The sequence below is a fragment of the Streptomyces sp. SID5464 genome, assembly GCF_009862985.1.
Lineage (GTDB): Bacteria > Actinomycetota > Actinomycetes > Streptomycetales > Streptomycetaceae > Streptomyces > Streptomyces chartreusis_D.
Map to the genome: position 1 here is coordinate 1 of NZ_WWIQ01000030.1, position 13,497 is coordinate 13,497.

Here is a 13,497-nt window from a genome sequence, read left to right on the forward strand (position 1 = left end):
GGCAGCGGGATGGCGTCGTACCAGTCGCCGCCGACGCGGGCGGTCTCCGCGGCCGGCAGGTAACGCGAGGCGAGCCGCACGCCCGTGGGGCGGGGCAGCGTCTCGGGCAGCATCGTGCGCTGCAGCTCGTCCGCGATGTAGGCCTCGCGGCCGTACAGGACGGCCTTGTCGATGCCCAGGGCGCTGTGCGTGGCGAGCTGGGCGGCGACCAGCAGGTCGTCCGGCTCGAAGGCGATGCGTTCGGGACGGCGCAGGAACAGGGCGGCACCGATGACCCGGCGCCTGCCGCGCAGCGGCGCGAGGATCGCGCGCTGCCCGTCCGGCACGGCGAACTCGCCGCCGTCCCCGAGCAACTCGGGCAGCGCGGCGCGGGCCGCGGGAGCGTCCGTGAACACCGGGCGCACGCCCCGCAGGACCTCGGCGAGCGCGCTGCCGGGCCGGACCTCGCACAGCTCGGCGCCGACCGTGTCCAGCTCGTTCGGCTCGGGCTGCGCGGCCGGCAGGAAGCCGTTCTCCGTGTCGCGCTCGGCCGGTATCCGGTCGGTGCGCCGCAGCCGCAGCACCAGCGGGCCGGTGGGCCGCTCGTCGCCGACGGGCAGCGGGTCGCGCAGATAGACCAGGATCGCGTCGGAGAACGTGGGCACGGTGGCCCGGCACAGCCCCATCACGATCTCGTCGAGATCGATACCGCGGGCGATCCGCCGGGTTGCGGCGCCCACGAAGCGCAGCCGGTCGCCGTCGCGCCGCATCGGCGTGGGCCGGCCGGGCGGCAGGCTCTGGCCGCTGCGGCGCTCCTGCCCGTCGGGGCCGGGCGTCGGCCGGTCCTGTTCGTCGGCCGGCTGGACCGGAATGCCCTCGGGGGCGGGCCGCGGCCGAGGGGTGTCGCGCTCGGCGGTCTGCTCGGTACCCGGCTGGGAGTGCTCGGAGACGGGGTCGCTCACGGTGTCCTTGCCCTTGCCGAACGGCGTGGAGGTGCCCGGCTCCGACGTGCCCGGCGTGGTGTGCGCCGTCGTGAGCGGAGCGGTGACGTCGCCGCCGCAGCGGCCCTGTACCGGTAAGGCGCCCGTACCGGGCGCACGCGCCGGTGTCGAGGTATGCACGAGCGCCCCGCGGGGGTCCGCGGGGTCGACGCCCGCTTGCGGGCGTTCGAAGGAGGTCGGCTGCTCCGTCACGCGTGTCGCATCCATCCGTCCGGGGCTGCACGCCAGAGGTGCAGGTGGTCCCGCCGAAACTCCGATACCCGGAATACCTGCCCCAGGAACGGAATCCCCGCGTGGTCAGAGGTTCTTCCCGTGCCACCGGCGGACCGTCTGCGGTCCTGAGGGCCTGTGGCGCAGGCCCTGCCGGTGTTGCCCTCGTACCCCTCGCTCACGTCCTGCCGCCCCTCGGTGACGATCGGTCAAGCCCAGCGCGTGCTCCGTCAGTTGCCGCCGCGCGCCCTTGCGGAGGACGATCCTACGTTTCTTGCCCGGGGGCGCATCAAGGGTCTCATGAGGACACATGCGCAGGCGTACGGTCCCAGTCCTCCGGCAGTGACGGTACCGTCCAGGACGGATCCGGGCGCCAGTGCTGCCAGCCTTCCGAGAACGGCGGCCCCCAGGCGCGGATCATCTCCACGGCGGCCCGCCCGGCCGCTCGGACCTTTTCGGCCTGCTGATCGTCCATCAATCCGTCCCGCAGAGCCTGGGCGAACTCGTCCTCGTCACGCCAGTGCCAACTGCGGTCCGGGTGCACGGAAATGTCCAGGAAGTGGTCGACGGAGTCCACACCGCCCGCCCAACGGGCCAGCGGCTCCTCCAGGTTCACGTACCAGTTCTTGAACCGCCAGCCCGGCTCCCAGAACAGCCACACCGACCAGGGCTCGGCCGGCCGGGCCAGCTTCAGCACGCCCGTGCCGAACCAGTGGTCGCGCTGCACGGTCCGCGGCTTGGTGTAACGGGACTCCAGCGGCTCCAGGTGCACGGGGGTGCCGTCGGCGAGCACGGGCCTCACACATTCCGTGCCGGGCGCCAGCCACACGGCGAGCAGCTCCGCGTCGTCCCGTACGACGGTGACCGGACGCGCGATGTGGAAACGCGCGCCGCCGTTCTCCCGGTACCTCCACAGGATCTCGCTCCCGGGCTCCCAGAAGCCTGCCGCACCACCCGTTTCCACGCGTCTCACCGCTCCACCGTCTGCCATGCACAGATATTAGGTGCCATGGCCATACGACGCTGCGGCGCGTGTCACGGTTCACGCGCCGGTCGCGCCCGCGCGGCGAACCGTCACGGGTGTGTCATCCGCAGGACATCCAGCGCCTCGTCGAGCTGCTCCAGGGTCAGGTCCCCGCGCTCCACGTACCCGCTGTCCAGCACGACCTGACGGATCGTCTTCCGCTCGGCCAGCGCCTTCTTGGCGACCTTCGCGGCCTCCTCGTAGCCGATGTACTTGTTGAGCGGCGTGACGACGGACGGGGAGGACTCGGCGTACTCCCGCGCCCGCTCGCGGTTGGCGGTGATGCCGTCGACGGTCCGGTCGGCGAGCAGCCGCGTGGCGCTCGCGAGCAGCCGCACGGACTCCAGCACGTTCTTCGCGATGACGGGCAGCATGACGTTGAGCTCGAAGTTCCCGGCGGCACCGGCGGCGGCGACGGTGGCGTCGTTCCCCACGACCTGGGCGGCGACCATCAGCACGGCCTCCGGGATGACCGGATTCACCTTGCCCGGCATGATCGAGGACCCGGGCTGGAGGTCGGGCAGGGCGATCTCGGCGAGGCCGGTGCGCGGCCCCGAGGACATCCACCGCAGGTCGTTGGCGATCTTCGTCAGCCCGACCGCGATCGTCCGCAGCTGCCCGCTGGTCTCGACGATGCCGTCCCGGGCGCCCTGCGCCTCGAAGTGGTCACGCGCCTCGGTGAGGGGCAGCCCGGTCGTACGGGCGACCTCCTCGATCACGGCGGCGGAGAAACCGGGCGGGGTGTTGATGCCGGTGCCGACCGCCGTACCGCCGAGGGGCAGTTCGGCGAGCCGGGGCAGGGACGCCTCCAGCCGCTCGATCCCGTACCGCACCTGGGCGGCGTACCCGCCGAACTCCTGCCCCAGCGTCACGGGCGTGGCGTCCATGAGATGGGTCCGCCCCGACTTCACTACATCGGAGAACTCCTCGGCCTTGCGCTCCAGGGAGGCGGCGAGGTGGTCCAGGGCGGGGATCAGATCACGCGTGACGGCGGCGGTCGCGGCGATGTGGATCGAGGACGGGAACACGTCGTTGGACGACTGGGAGGCGTTGACGTGGTCGTTCGGGTGCACGGCCCGCCCGAGCCGCTCGGTGGCCAGCGTGGCGATGACCTCGTTGGTGTTCATGTTGGACGAGGTCCCGGACCCGGTCTGGAACACGTCGACGGGGAAGTGCGCGTCCCACTTGCCCTCGGCGACCTCACCGGCGGCCTCCTGGATCGCGCCGGCGATGTCCTTGTCCAGGACCCCCAGCTCGGCGTTGACCTTGGCCGCCGCCCCCTTGATCCGGGCCAGCGCCTCGATGTGCGCGCGCTCGATGCGCTGTCCGGAGATGGGGAAGTTCTCCACCGCCCGCTGGGTCTGGGCCCGCCACTTGGCGTGGGCGGGCACCCGCACCTCGCCCATGGAGTCGTGCTCGGTGCGGTACTCGGTCCTGTCCTGCTCGTCGGTCATCGACGATCACCTCCACGTGTCACAGCGTCCGCGACGCGACCACTGTTCCCCGTGGAGGCGAACCGTCACCGCCGTTCTCAGGCGAGTCCGGGACCCCGTACCGGAATGGACGTGAACGTCGGCGCCGGGGCCGGGTCCTGGAAGAAGTCGTTGCCCTTGTCGTCGACGACGATGAACGCCGGGAAGTCCTCGACCTCGATCTTCCAGACCGCCTCCATGCCGAGTTCCTCGTACTCGACGACCTCGACCTTCTTGATGCAGTCCTGGGCCAGACGGGCCGCCGGGCCGCCGATGGAGCCCAGGTAGAAGCCGCCGTGGGTGTTGCAGGCGTCGGTGACCTGCTTGCTGCGGTTGCCCTTGGCCAGCATCACCTTGGAGCCGCCCGCCGCCTGGAACTGCTCGACGTAGCTGTCCATCCGGCCGGCCGTCGTCGGGCCGAAGGAGCCCGACGCGTAGCCCTCAGGCGTCTTGGCCGGACCGGCGTAGTAGACCGGGTGGTCCTTCAGGTACTGCGGCATCTCCTCGCCCGCGTCCAGCCGCTCCTTGATCTTGGCGTGCGCGATGTCGCGGGCGACGACGAGGGGGCCGGTGAGGGAGAGGCGGGTCTTGACCGGGTACTTCGTCAGCTCGGCCAGGATCGTGTCCATCGGCTGGTTGAGGTCGATCTTCACCACGTCCGAGGACTCGTCGAGGTGCTCGTCCGTCGTCTCCGGCAGGAACCGCGCCGGGTCCGTCTCCAGCTGCTCCAGGAAGACGCCCTCGGCGGTGATCTTCGCGACGGCCTGCCGGTCGGCGGAGCAGGACACGGCGATGGCGACGGGGCAGGAGGCGCCATGGCGGGGCAGGCGGACCACGCGCACGTCGTGGCAGAAGTACTTGCCGCCGAACTGCGCACCGATCCCGATCTTCTGCGTCAGCTCGAAGACCTTCTGCTCCAGCTCCTTGTCCCGGAAGCCGTGCCCGAGCGCCGACCCCTCCGCCGGGATCTCGTCCAGGTAGTGCGCGGAGGCGTACTTCGCGGTCTTCAGCGCGTACTCGGCGCTCGTACCGCCGACGACGATCGCCAGGTGGTAGGGCGGGCAGGCCGCCGTACCCAGCGAGCGGATCTTCTCCTCCAGGAACTTCATCATGGAGGCCTCGTTCAGGACGGCCTTCGTCTCCTGGTAGAGGAACGACTTGTTGGCGGAGCCGCCGCCCTTCGCCATGAACAGGAACTTGTAGGCGCCGCCGTCGGTCGCGTACAGCTCGATCTGCGCGGGCAGGTTGGAGCCGGTGTTCTTCTCCTCCCACATGGTGAGCGGAGCCATCTGCGAGTAGCGCAGGTTGAGGTTCTGGTAGGCGTCGTAGATGCCGCGGGAGAGGGCCTCCTCGTCGCGGCCCGCCGTCAGCACGTTCTGGCCGCGCTTGCCCATCACGATCGCCGTGCCCGTGTCCTGGCACATCGGCAGCACGCCCGCCGCCGCGATGTTCGCGTTCTTCAGCAGGTCCAGCGCCACGAACTTGTCGTTGCCGGACGCCTCGGGGTCGTCGATGATGCGGCGCAGCTGCGCGAGGTGGGCCGGGCGCAGGTAGTGCTGGATGTCGTGGACGGCCTCCTCGGCGAGCTTGCGCAGCGCCTCCGGCTCCACCTTGAGGAAGGTCCGCCCGTCCGGCCCCTCGACCGTGGAAACGCCCTCGGAGGTCACCAGCCGGTAGGGGGTGGTGTCCTCTCCCTGGGGGAGCAGATCGGTGTACGCGAACTCAGGCATCTCAGCCCATTCCTCACTCGACGGACGGCGGCCCGCCTCCTTTGGCGAGCGCCAACAGCCTAGAACCTGCCTCCGGCAGCGAGCCCGTGAGGTAAGGCTCTGTTCGTCACACTCGGCCGCAACACAGGGGTGTCGCGATCTATCGTGTTTCGGTACGCTGCTGTCGTGGACCTTCAGAAGCAGACCGCGCCCGCCGTCTCCGAGCTCCGCGCCTCCGACGCCGAGCGCGACCGCATCGCCGACATCCTGCACGACGCCCTCGCCGAGGGCCGTCTCACCGCGGACGAGCACGCCGAGCGCGTCGAGGGGGTGCTGCGCGCCAAGACGGTCGGCGAACTGGACGTCTTCATACGGGATCTGCCCGCCGCCCACCGCCGGGGCCCCGGCCCCTCGCCGGCCCCGGCCCCGTACCGCCCCACGGCCGGCGCCATCCCCGTCGACCCGGACGACAACGTGGTCGCGATCTTCAGCAGCGCCGTCCGCAAGGGCCGCTGGCGCACGGGCCGCCGTATCCACGCGTACGCGATCTTCGGCAGTGTCGAGATAGACCTCAGCGAGGCGCTCTTCGACCACCAGCAGGTCATGATCAAGTCGTTCTCGGTCTTCGGCAGCGTCGAGATCCGCGTCCCGGAGAACGTGTCGCTGCGCGGCATGGGCGGCGGCGTGCTCGGCAGCTTCGAGGTGGACACCCTCGACTCGGGCGACCCGCAGGCCCCCATCGTCTACGTCGACGGCTGGGCCGTCCTCGGCAGTGTCGAGGCGCGGCCCCGGCGCGGCAAGGTCGTCGCGGACATCCTCGACCGGGTGCAGCGCAAGGTCGACAAGAGTTTGCGCAAACACCTGAACCATTGACAGTCGCGAATCCGTCGGGGTCCGGGGCAAATCGGTCCACCGGCGACGCCGCTCCACGGAACCCGGGAACGGGGGCGAAACCAGCGCTTCGGAACTCAGTGCATAGGCGCGCGCACAGCGGGTAGGCCTTGCTGCATCGTCTCTCGCTCGCGAAGCCGTCGTCAGGAGTAGACCGTGCTGCAACCGCCGCATTCGTCCCTGGTAGCTGCCGTTCCGGCCCCGCGGGTGCCTGCGCGAGACAGGGATCAAGACGCCCCGTGGCACACCGAGGCGGTGTGCCGGCGTGACGAGGCGGGCCTGTTCTTCGCCCCCTCCAAGGAGCCAACCGCCGCCCGGCTCTCCCGGGAGGAGGCGGCGAAGCGGGTCTGCGCCCGCTGTCCGGTGATGGTCGAATGCCGCGAGCACGCCCTGCTCCAGCCCGAGCCTTACGGCGTCTGGGGCGGCCTCACCGCCGCCGAGCGCCGCGTGGTCCTGGCCCGGCGCCGCCGCCGCGACCTGGAGTTGAAGAAGGCGGCCCGGACGACAGACCGCATAGCGGCAGCGGGCTGACAGCCGAGCAGCACGAAAGGGCGTCCCCACCGCACCGGGGACGCCCTTCGTACATCCGACTCCGCGCGCTACTTCCCCTTGTCGAAGTCGATCGCGCTGTACGCCCGCAGCTTGCTCAGCCGGTGCTCGGAATCGATCCTGCGCACCGTCCCCGACCGCGACCGCATCACGATCGAGTCGGTCGTGGCGGTCTCGGCCCGGTACCGGACCCCGCGCAGCAGCTCTCCGTCGGTGATCCCGGTCGCCACGAAGAACACGTTCTCGCCGGTGACCAGGTCCTCCGTCATCAGCACCCGTTCGAGATCATGGCCCGCGTCGATCGCCCGCTGCCGCTCCTCGTCGTCCTTGGGCCACAGCTTGCCCTGGATCGTGCCGCCCAGGCACTTCACCGCACAGGCCGAGATGATGCCCTCCGGCGTACCGCCGATGCCGAGCAGCAGGTCGACGCCCGTGCCCTCGCGCAGCGCCAGGATGGAGCCGGCCACGTCGCCGTCGGAGATCAGCTTGATGCGCGCGCCGGTGTCCCGGATCTCCTTGATGATGCCCTCGTGCCGCGGCCGGTCAAGGATCACCACCGTCACGTCCTCGGGCGCGGACCGCTTGGCCTTGGCGACCCGGCGGATGTTCACCGACACCGGCGCGTTGATGTCGACGAAGTCGGCCGCCTCGGGCCCGGTGACGAGCTTGTCCATGTAGAAGACGGCGGACGGGTCGAACATGGACCCGCGCTCGGCGGCGGCCAGCACCGCGATCGCGTTCGTCATGCCCTTCGCGGTCAGCGTGGTGCCGTCGATCGGGTCGACGGCGATGTCACACTCGGGACCCGTCCCGTCGCCCACGCGCTCCCCGTTGAACAGCATCGGGGCCTCGTCCTTCTCGCCCTCGCCGATGACGACGACGCCGTTCATCGAGACGGTGGAGACGAGGGTCCGCATGGCGCGCACCGCGGCACCGTCGGCGCCGTTCTTGTCACCCCGCCCGACCCAACGGCCCGCGGCCATCGCCGCTGCCTCGGTGACCCGGACCAGTTCCAGGGCGAGGTTGCGGTCGGGGGCCTCGGAGGGCACATCGAGTTCGGACGGCAAGTGATGATGCTCGGTCATCGGAGCGCACCTTTCTGTACGACGACGGCCGGATGAGGGTGTTGTTGCCCGACTCTATCGCCGAGTCGGCAAAATGAGCAGGGGCCCCCACGGATGAGCGCGCTGGAGACCTGCGACGATAGGGGGCGTGGCAGGCACGAACGGCAAGCAGAAGACGGCGCGGGACATGATCCTCTCCATGGGAGTCATCGTCCTCGTGGCGGGCGTCATATACCTCTTCATCCCGCACGACGACAGCCCGCCCGACCTCAAGCGCGTCGACTACCGGGTCGAGCTGCTCACGGCACGCCGCGCCGCCTCGTACCCCATCGCCGCCCCGCAGGGCCTGCCCGACGCCTGGAAGGCCACCTCCGTCCGTTTCCAGGGCGACGAGTTCGACGCCTGGCACCTCGGCTTCCACGATCCCGAAGGGGAGTACGTGGCCGTCGAGCAGTCCACTCAGCGGCGCCCCGTCTTCGTCGACGAGGCGACCCAGGGCGCGCGGGAGACGGGGAAGACCGAGAAGATCGACGGCCGGACCTGGACCCGCTACGAGGGTGGCCGGTACGACGCGCTGGTGCTCGAGGGCACCAAGGGCTCGACGACGGTCGTGACGGGCACCGCGTCGTTCGCGCAGCTGACGAAGATGGCGGACGCGCTGAAGACGGAGTGAGGCTCCGTACGCATGAAGAAGGCCCCCGGCGTGCACCGGGGGCCTTTCTCGTGTGCGTCGGTCAGACGGTCGTGACCACCTGGTCGAACTCCAGGCGCGGGGAGCGCGGGTACCAGGCGTCCGGGCCCGGGCGGCCGATGTTGACGACCATCAGCGGGGTGTGGTCGTCGTCCAGGAACTCCTTGCGCACGCCCTCGAAGTCGAAGCCGGTCATCGGGCCGGCGGCGAGACCGGCGGCGCGGACGCCGACGATGAAGTACGCGGCCTGGAGGGCGGCGTTCAGCGTGGCGGCGTTCTCGCGGACCGGGCGCTCGGCGAAGAAGAGGTCCTTCACCTGCGGCATGGCCGGGAACAGGTGCGGCAGCTCCTCGTGGAACTCGTTGTCCGCGGAGAGGATCGCGACCAGCGGGGCGGCGGCCGTCTTGGGCTGGTTGCCCTCGGCCATGTGCCGCACCAGGCGCTCGCGGGCCTCGGGGGAGCGGACCAGGGTGATGCGCAGCGGGGTCTGGTTGAAGGCGGTCGGGCCGTACTTGACCAGGTCGTAGATCGCCTGCACCTGCTCGTCGGTCACCGGCTCGTCGGTGAAGGTGTTGGCGGTGCGGGCCTCGCGGAACAGCAGGTCCTGCGCGGCGGGGTCAAGGACGAGAGACATGGATGAACCTTCTGGACCTTCTCTAGAGGGTACGTCTGATGTCTTCGACCGTACGCGAGTGAAGTTCAACGTTCAACCAAACCCGGGGTGTCGTGGCTCACCTCACAGTGAACCGCCCGTGCTACTCCGCGTCCGCCTCGGCCGCCTCGTCCGCGGTCTCCTCCGCCAGCGCCGCGTCCAGCCGCGCCCGCGCCCCGTCCAGCCAGCGCCGGCACACCTTGGCCAGCTCCTCGCCGCGCTCCCAGAGCGCCAGGGACTCCTCCAGCGTCGTACCGCCCGCCTCCAGGCGGCGGACGACCTCGATCAGCTCGTCCCGCGCCTGCTCGTACCCGAGCGCCTCGGTCATGCCCGGTGTCTCATCAACCTCGCTGGTCATCCACCCACCCTATGTGTCCACTCGTACGGAGAACTCACCCTCGGAGACCCGCGCGCGCAGGGCCTCGCCGGGCGCCACCTCGCCGGGGTCGCGGACGGCGTGCCCGTCCGTCTTCTGGAGCACGGCGTACCCGCGCTTCAGGGTCGCGGCGGGGGAGAGCGCCACCACGCGCGCGCGGGTGTGCGTCAGCTCGGAGTCGGCCCGGTCCAGCTGGTGCCGCAGGCAGCGCCGGCCCCGGTCGAGCAGGTCCGCCACATGGTCGGCGCGCTCGTCGATCATCCGGTGCGGGTCCTCTATCGACGGCCGCGCCAGCGCGTGGGCCAGCCCGCGCTCCTCCCGCTCCACCAGCGCCGCCACGCACCGCCGCGCCCGGTCCCGCAGCAGCCGTACGCGCTCGTACTCCTCGCCGACGTCCGGCACGACCTTCTTCGCGGCGTCGGTCGGGGTGGAGGCGCGCAGGTCGGCGACGTGGTCGAGGAGCGGGTTGTCGGGCTCGTGCCCGATCGCGGAGACCACGGGCGTACGGCACTCGGCCACCGTCCGGATCAGCTGCTCGTCGGAGAACGGCAGCAGGTCCTCCACGCTGCCGCCACCCCGCGCGACGATGATCACGTCCACGTCCTCGATCGCGTCGAGCTCCTTCACGGCCTGCACGACCTGCGGCACGGCGTGCACGCCCTGCACGGCGACGTTGCGCACCTCGAAGCGCACGGCGGGCCAGCGGTGCCGGGCGTTCTCCAGGACGTCCCGCTCGGCGGCCGAGGCCCGTCCGCAGACCAGCCCGATCAGCTGCGGCAGGAACGGCAGCGGCTTCTTGCGCTCCGGCGCGAACAGGCCCTCGCGCGTGAGGGCCTTCTTCAGCTGCTCCAGGCGCGCGAGCAGCTCACCGACCCCGACGGGCCTTATCTCGGCCGCCCGCAACGACAGCTGCCCACGCGGGGCGTACCACTCGGGCTTCGCGAGGACGACGACCCGGGCACCCTCGCTCACCACGTCCGCGACGGCGTCGAACACCTGCCGGTAGCAGGTGACGCTGACCGAGATGTCGTACGACGGGTCCCGCAGCGTCAGGAACACCACGCCGGCGCCCGGCCGCCGCGACAACTGCGTGATCTGCCCCTCGACCCACACCGCCCCGAGCCGGTCGATCCACCCCCCGATGAGCCGCGACACCTCACCGACGGGGAGCGGGGATTCCGGAGACGTGTTCACAGCCATGCCGCGAGAGTAGTGGCCGCCACCGACAACCGAGCGCACCCACCGGGCGACCCCCGGCTCCGGCAGCGTGCTCTGCCTCCGCCTCAGCCCTCCGCACCCGGCACTCACATCACGCCCGGTCAGTCTTCCCGGGGACTCCACACGGATGCGATCTTCGACCCGCCGAACGCGGCCTTACGATGGGACGCATGTCTGCTTCGCCTGGCCGCCGTGTCCTGCTCGCCGCCCCCCGTGGCTACTGCGCGGGTGTGGACCGCGCCGTGATCGCCGTCGAGAAAGCCCTGGAGCAGTACGGCGCTCCGGTCTACGTCCGGCACGAGATCGTCCACAACAAGTACGTCGTGCAGACCCTGGAGAAGAAGGGCGCGATCTTCGTCGAGCAGACGGAGGAGGTGCCCCCGGGGAACATCGTCATGTTCTCGGCGCACGGCGTGGCCCCCGTCGTCCACGAGGAGGCCGAGCGCGGCCGTCTCGCCACCATCGACGCCACCTGCCCGCTGGTCACCAAGGTCCACAAGGAAGCCGTCCGCTTCGCGAACGAGGACTACGACATCCTTCTGATCGGCCACGAGGGCCACGAGGAGGTCATCGGAACCTCCGGCGAGGCCCCTGACCACATCCAGCTCGTCGACGGCCCGGGTGATGTGCAGAAGGTCGAGGTGCGCGACCCGTCCAAGGTCGTCTGGCTCTCCCAGACCACGCTGTCCGTCGACGAGACCATGGAGACCGTCGACGCCCTGAAGGAGAAGTTCCCGCAGCTCATCTCCCCGCCCAGCGACGACATCTGCTACGCCACGCAGAACCGTCAGCTGGCCGTGAAGCAGATGGGCGCCGAGTCGGACCTGGTGATCGTGGTCGGCTCGCGCAACTCCTCCAACTCCAAGCGGCTCGTGGAGGTCGCCAAGATCGCCGGAGCGCGCGCGGCGTACCTCGTGGACTTCGCCGACGAGATCGACGAGGCCTGGCTGGAGGGTGTCTCCACGGTCGGCGTCACCTCGGGCGCCTCCGTCCCGGAGGTGCTGGTCGAGCAGGTCCTGGAGTGGCTGTCCCAGCGCGGCTTCGAGGACGTCGAGATCGTCAAGGCGGCCGAGGAGTCCATCACCTTCTCGCTGCCCAAGGAACTGCGCCGCGACCTGCGCGAGGAGGCGACGGCGCTGGCCGCCGAGCGCCGCGGCGCCGGAACCGGTGAGGATTCCGCGGAGTGATCGAGGAGTGATCGGGGAGTGATCGGGGAGTCGCCGGGCGGGGTTCGCCGTCCGGCCGGTGACTGTCAGTCCCTCGTCGTAACGTAGGGCCATGCAGATCTTCGGCGTGGACATCGGCGGTTCCGGGATCAAGGGTGCCCCGGTGGACCTGGACGAGGGCGACCTGGCGCAGGAGCGCCACAAGGTCCTCACCCCGCACCCGGCCACGCCCGACGGGGTGGCCGACGGCGTCAAGCAGGTCGTCGACCACTTCGGCTGGACGGGCCCGGTCGGGGTCACGTTCCCGGGCGTGGTCACCGACGGTGCGACGATCCGGACAGCGGCGAACGTCGACGACAGCTGGATCGACACCGACGCGCGCGTGCTGCTCGGCGAGCGGCTGGGCGGACTGCCGGTGACGGTGGTGAACGACGCGGACGCGGCGGGCGTCGCCGAGATGCACTTCGGCGCCGGCCGCGGCCGGCGGGGCACGGTGATCGTCCTCACCTTCGGCACGGGCATCGGCAGCGCGGTCTTCGTCGACGGCGTCCTGGTCCCCAACACCGAGCTGGGCCACCTGGAGCTCGACGGGCACGACGCGGAGAAGCGGGCCTCCAGCAAGGCCCGGGAGGACCACGACATGAACTGGGAGCACTGGGCTGTGCACCGCGTGCGCCCGTACCTCGCCCACGTCGAGATGCTGTTCTCGCCGGAGCTGTTCATCATCGGCGGCGGTGTCAGCCGCAAGTCACAGAAGTTCCTGCCGCACATCGAGGGCATCAAGGCGGAGATCGTCCCGGCGCAGTTGCAGAACAACGCGGGGATCGTGGGGGCGGCGATGCGGGCGGCGGGGCACTAGGGCGGGCGGATCTGGCGGTCGCACAGGCGGAAGCGCTCCCGGTGTCGCACCGGCGGACGCCTGGCGGTCACGCTGGCGTGGTGTGAGTCCTGGCGGTCACGCTGCGGGGCGGGCTCTGGCGGTCGCACAGGCGGACGCGCGTTGGCCGTCATGCTGGCGTGCGGGTCCTGGTGGTCGCACAGGCCCACGGGCCCAGGCCGTCGCACAGGCCCACGGGCCTGGGCCGTCGCACAGGCCCACGGGGCCCGGCCGTCGCACAGGCGTCCACGCCCCCGCCGTCACACCGGTGGCCGTGCCCCACTCGCCGCCCGTCGCCGGTGTACCAGGCGGACGCGCCGGGCGATCACGATCAGCCCGGCGACGAGCGTGCCGCCGTACAGCCACCCGGCCTGTGTCGCGAGCGCCGTGACCAGCCCCATCAGCTTGCCGCCGGCCCCGCCGTCGCCGTCCGCCACGGGCAGCAGCCCCACGGCGAACGCGATCGGCACGACGACGGGCGCGGTCATCAGATCCCCGCGGCGCACCCAGACCGCGGTCAGCACGCACACCGGCAGGAACAGCACGCCGTACGCCGTCAGCGACGCCCCGAACAGCACGGCGCACAGCCCGCCGAGCAGGAACATGACCAGCGCGCAG

At 70.9% G+C, this 13,497-nt stretch carries 13 protein-coding genes and 1 pseudogene; 5 read left to right on the top strand and 9 right to left on the bottom strand.

All coding sequences use genetic code 11. From position 1 onward, the window contains the following. The 4 genes and pseudogenes from GTY47_RS19125 to GTY47_RS19140 all read right to left on the bottom strand — a co-directional run. Positions 1 to 1,187 (bottom strand): annotated as a pseudogene (locus GTY47_RS19125) (serine/threonine protein phosphatase); the annotation flags it as partial. Positions 1,188 to 1,488: 301 nt separating this feature from the next. Further along, positions 1,489 to 2,181: a DUF402 domain-containing protein gene (locus tag GTY47_RS19130; RefSeq protein WP_050810354.1), complete on the bottom strand. Its 693-nt coding sequence runs from the start codon at positions 2,179 to 2,181 to the stop codon at positions 1,489 to 1,491. Positions 2,182 to 2,264: 83 nt separating this feature from the next. Further along, positions 2,265 to 3,668: a class II fumarate hydratase gene (locus GTY47_RS19135; RefSeq protein ID WP_010049044.1), complete on the bottom strand. Its 1,404-nt coding sequence runs from the start codon at positions 3,666 to 3,668 to the stop codon at positions 2,265 to 2,267. Between the two features lie 77 nt (positions 3,669 to 3,745). Continuing rightward, positions 3,746 to 5,416 (bottom strand): fumarate hydratase, encoded by a 1,671-nt coding sequence (locus GTY47_RS19140; RefSeq protein ID WP_010049045.1) that lies wholly within the window; start codon positions 5,414 to 5,416, stop codon positions 3,746 to 3,748. Between the two features lie 165 nt (positions 5,417 to 5,581). Between GTY47_RS19140 and GTY47_RS19145 the strand changes: the two genes are divergently transcribed. Both GTY47_RS19145 and GTY47_RS19150 read left to right on the top strand, forming a co-directional pair. Beyond that, positions 5,582 to 6,268, top strand: a complete 687-nt coding sequence (locus GTY47_RS19145; protein WP_010049046.1) for a DUF1707 domain-containing protein — start codon at positions 5,582 to 5,584, stop codon at positions 6,266 to 6,268. Between the two features lie 174 nt (positions 6,269 to 6,442). Beyond that, on the top strand, positions 6,443 to 6,817 hold the full coding sequence (locus tag GTY47_RS19150; protein WP_029181819.1) for a WhiB family transcriptional regulator: 375 nt from the start codon (positions 6,443 to 6,445) through the stop codon (positions 6,815 to 6,817). A gap of 68 nt (positions 6,818 to 6,885) precedes the next feature. Here GTY47_RS19150 and glpX read toward each other — a convergent pair whose 3' ends face one another. Beyond that, positions 6,886 to 7,920: a class II fructose-bisphosphatase gene (gene glpX, locus GTY47_RS19155; RefSeq protein WP_010049051.1), complete on the bottom strand. Its 1,035-nt coding sequence runs from the start codon at positions 7,918 to 7,920 to the stop codon at positions 6,886 to 6,888. 127 nt (positions 7,921 to 8,047) lie between these two features. Here glpX and GTY47_RS19160 point away from each other — a divergent pair, with 127 nt between their 5' ends. After that, entirely contained in the window at positions 8,048 to 8,572 is a 525-nt protein-coding gene (locus GTY47_RS19160) for a DUF4245 domain-containing protein (protein WP_010049052.1), read from the top strand. Positions 8,573 to 8,633: 61 nt separating this feature from the next. Here the strand turns inward: GTY47_RS19160 and GTY47_RS19165 are convergent, their stop codons facing one another. The 3 genes from GTY47_RS19165 to xseA all read right to left on the bottom strand — a co-directional run bounded on the left by GTY47_RS19165 (position 8,634) and on the right by xseA (position 10,818). After that, a complete protein-coding gene (locus GTY47_RS19165) occupies positions 8,634 to 9,224 on the bottom strand; it encodes a malonic semialdehyde reductase (protein ID WP_010049054.1) in 591 nt (196 codons plus the stop codon). 121 nt (positions 9,225 to 9,345) lie between these two features. Next, positions 9,346 to 9,600 carry an exodeoxyribonuclease VII small subunit gene (locus GTY47_RS19170; RefSeq protein WP_029181820.1) on the bottom strand — a complete coding sequence of 85 codons (255 nt, stop codon included), beginning with the start codon at positions 9,598 to 9,600 and terminating at the stop codon, positions 9,346 to 9,348. Positions 9,601 to 9,609: 9 nt separating this feature from the next. After that, the gene (gene xseA / locus GTY47_RS19175; RefSeq protein WP_010049058.1) at positions 9,610 to 10,818 is read right to left on the bottom strand and encodes an exodeoxyribonuclease VII large subunit; all 1,209 of its coding nucleotides are present in this window, start codon (positions 10,816 to 10,818) and stop codon (positions 9,610 to 9,612) included. Positions 10,819 to 10,997: 179 nt separating this feature from the next. Here xseA and GTY47_RS19180 point away from each other — a divergent pair, with 179 nt between their 5' ends. Next, complete coding sequence (locus GTY47_RS19180) at positions 10,998 to 12,023, top strand: 4-hydroxy-3-methylbut-2-enyl diphosphate reductase (protein ID WP_078603017.1); 1,026 nt, start codon at positions 10,998 to 11,000, stop codon at positions 12,021 to 12,023. 91 nt (positions 12,024 to 12,114) lie between these two features. After that, complete coding sequence (locus tag GTY47_RS19185; protein ID WP_010049064.1) at positions 12,115 to 12,861, top strand: ROK family protein; 747 nt, start codon at positions 12,115 to 12,117, stop codon at positions 12,859 to 12,861. Between the two features lie 278 nt (positions 12,862 to 13,139). Here GTY47_RS19185 and GTY47_RS19190 read toward each other — a convergent pair. Then, the coding region (locus GTY47_RS19190; RefSeq protein ID WP_010049066.1) for a DUF6542 domain-containing protein at positions 13,140 to 13,497 on the bottom strand (358 nt) is incomplete at its 5' end.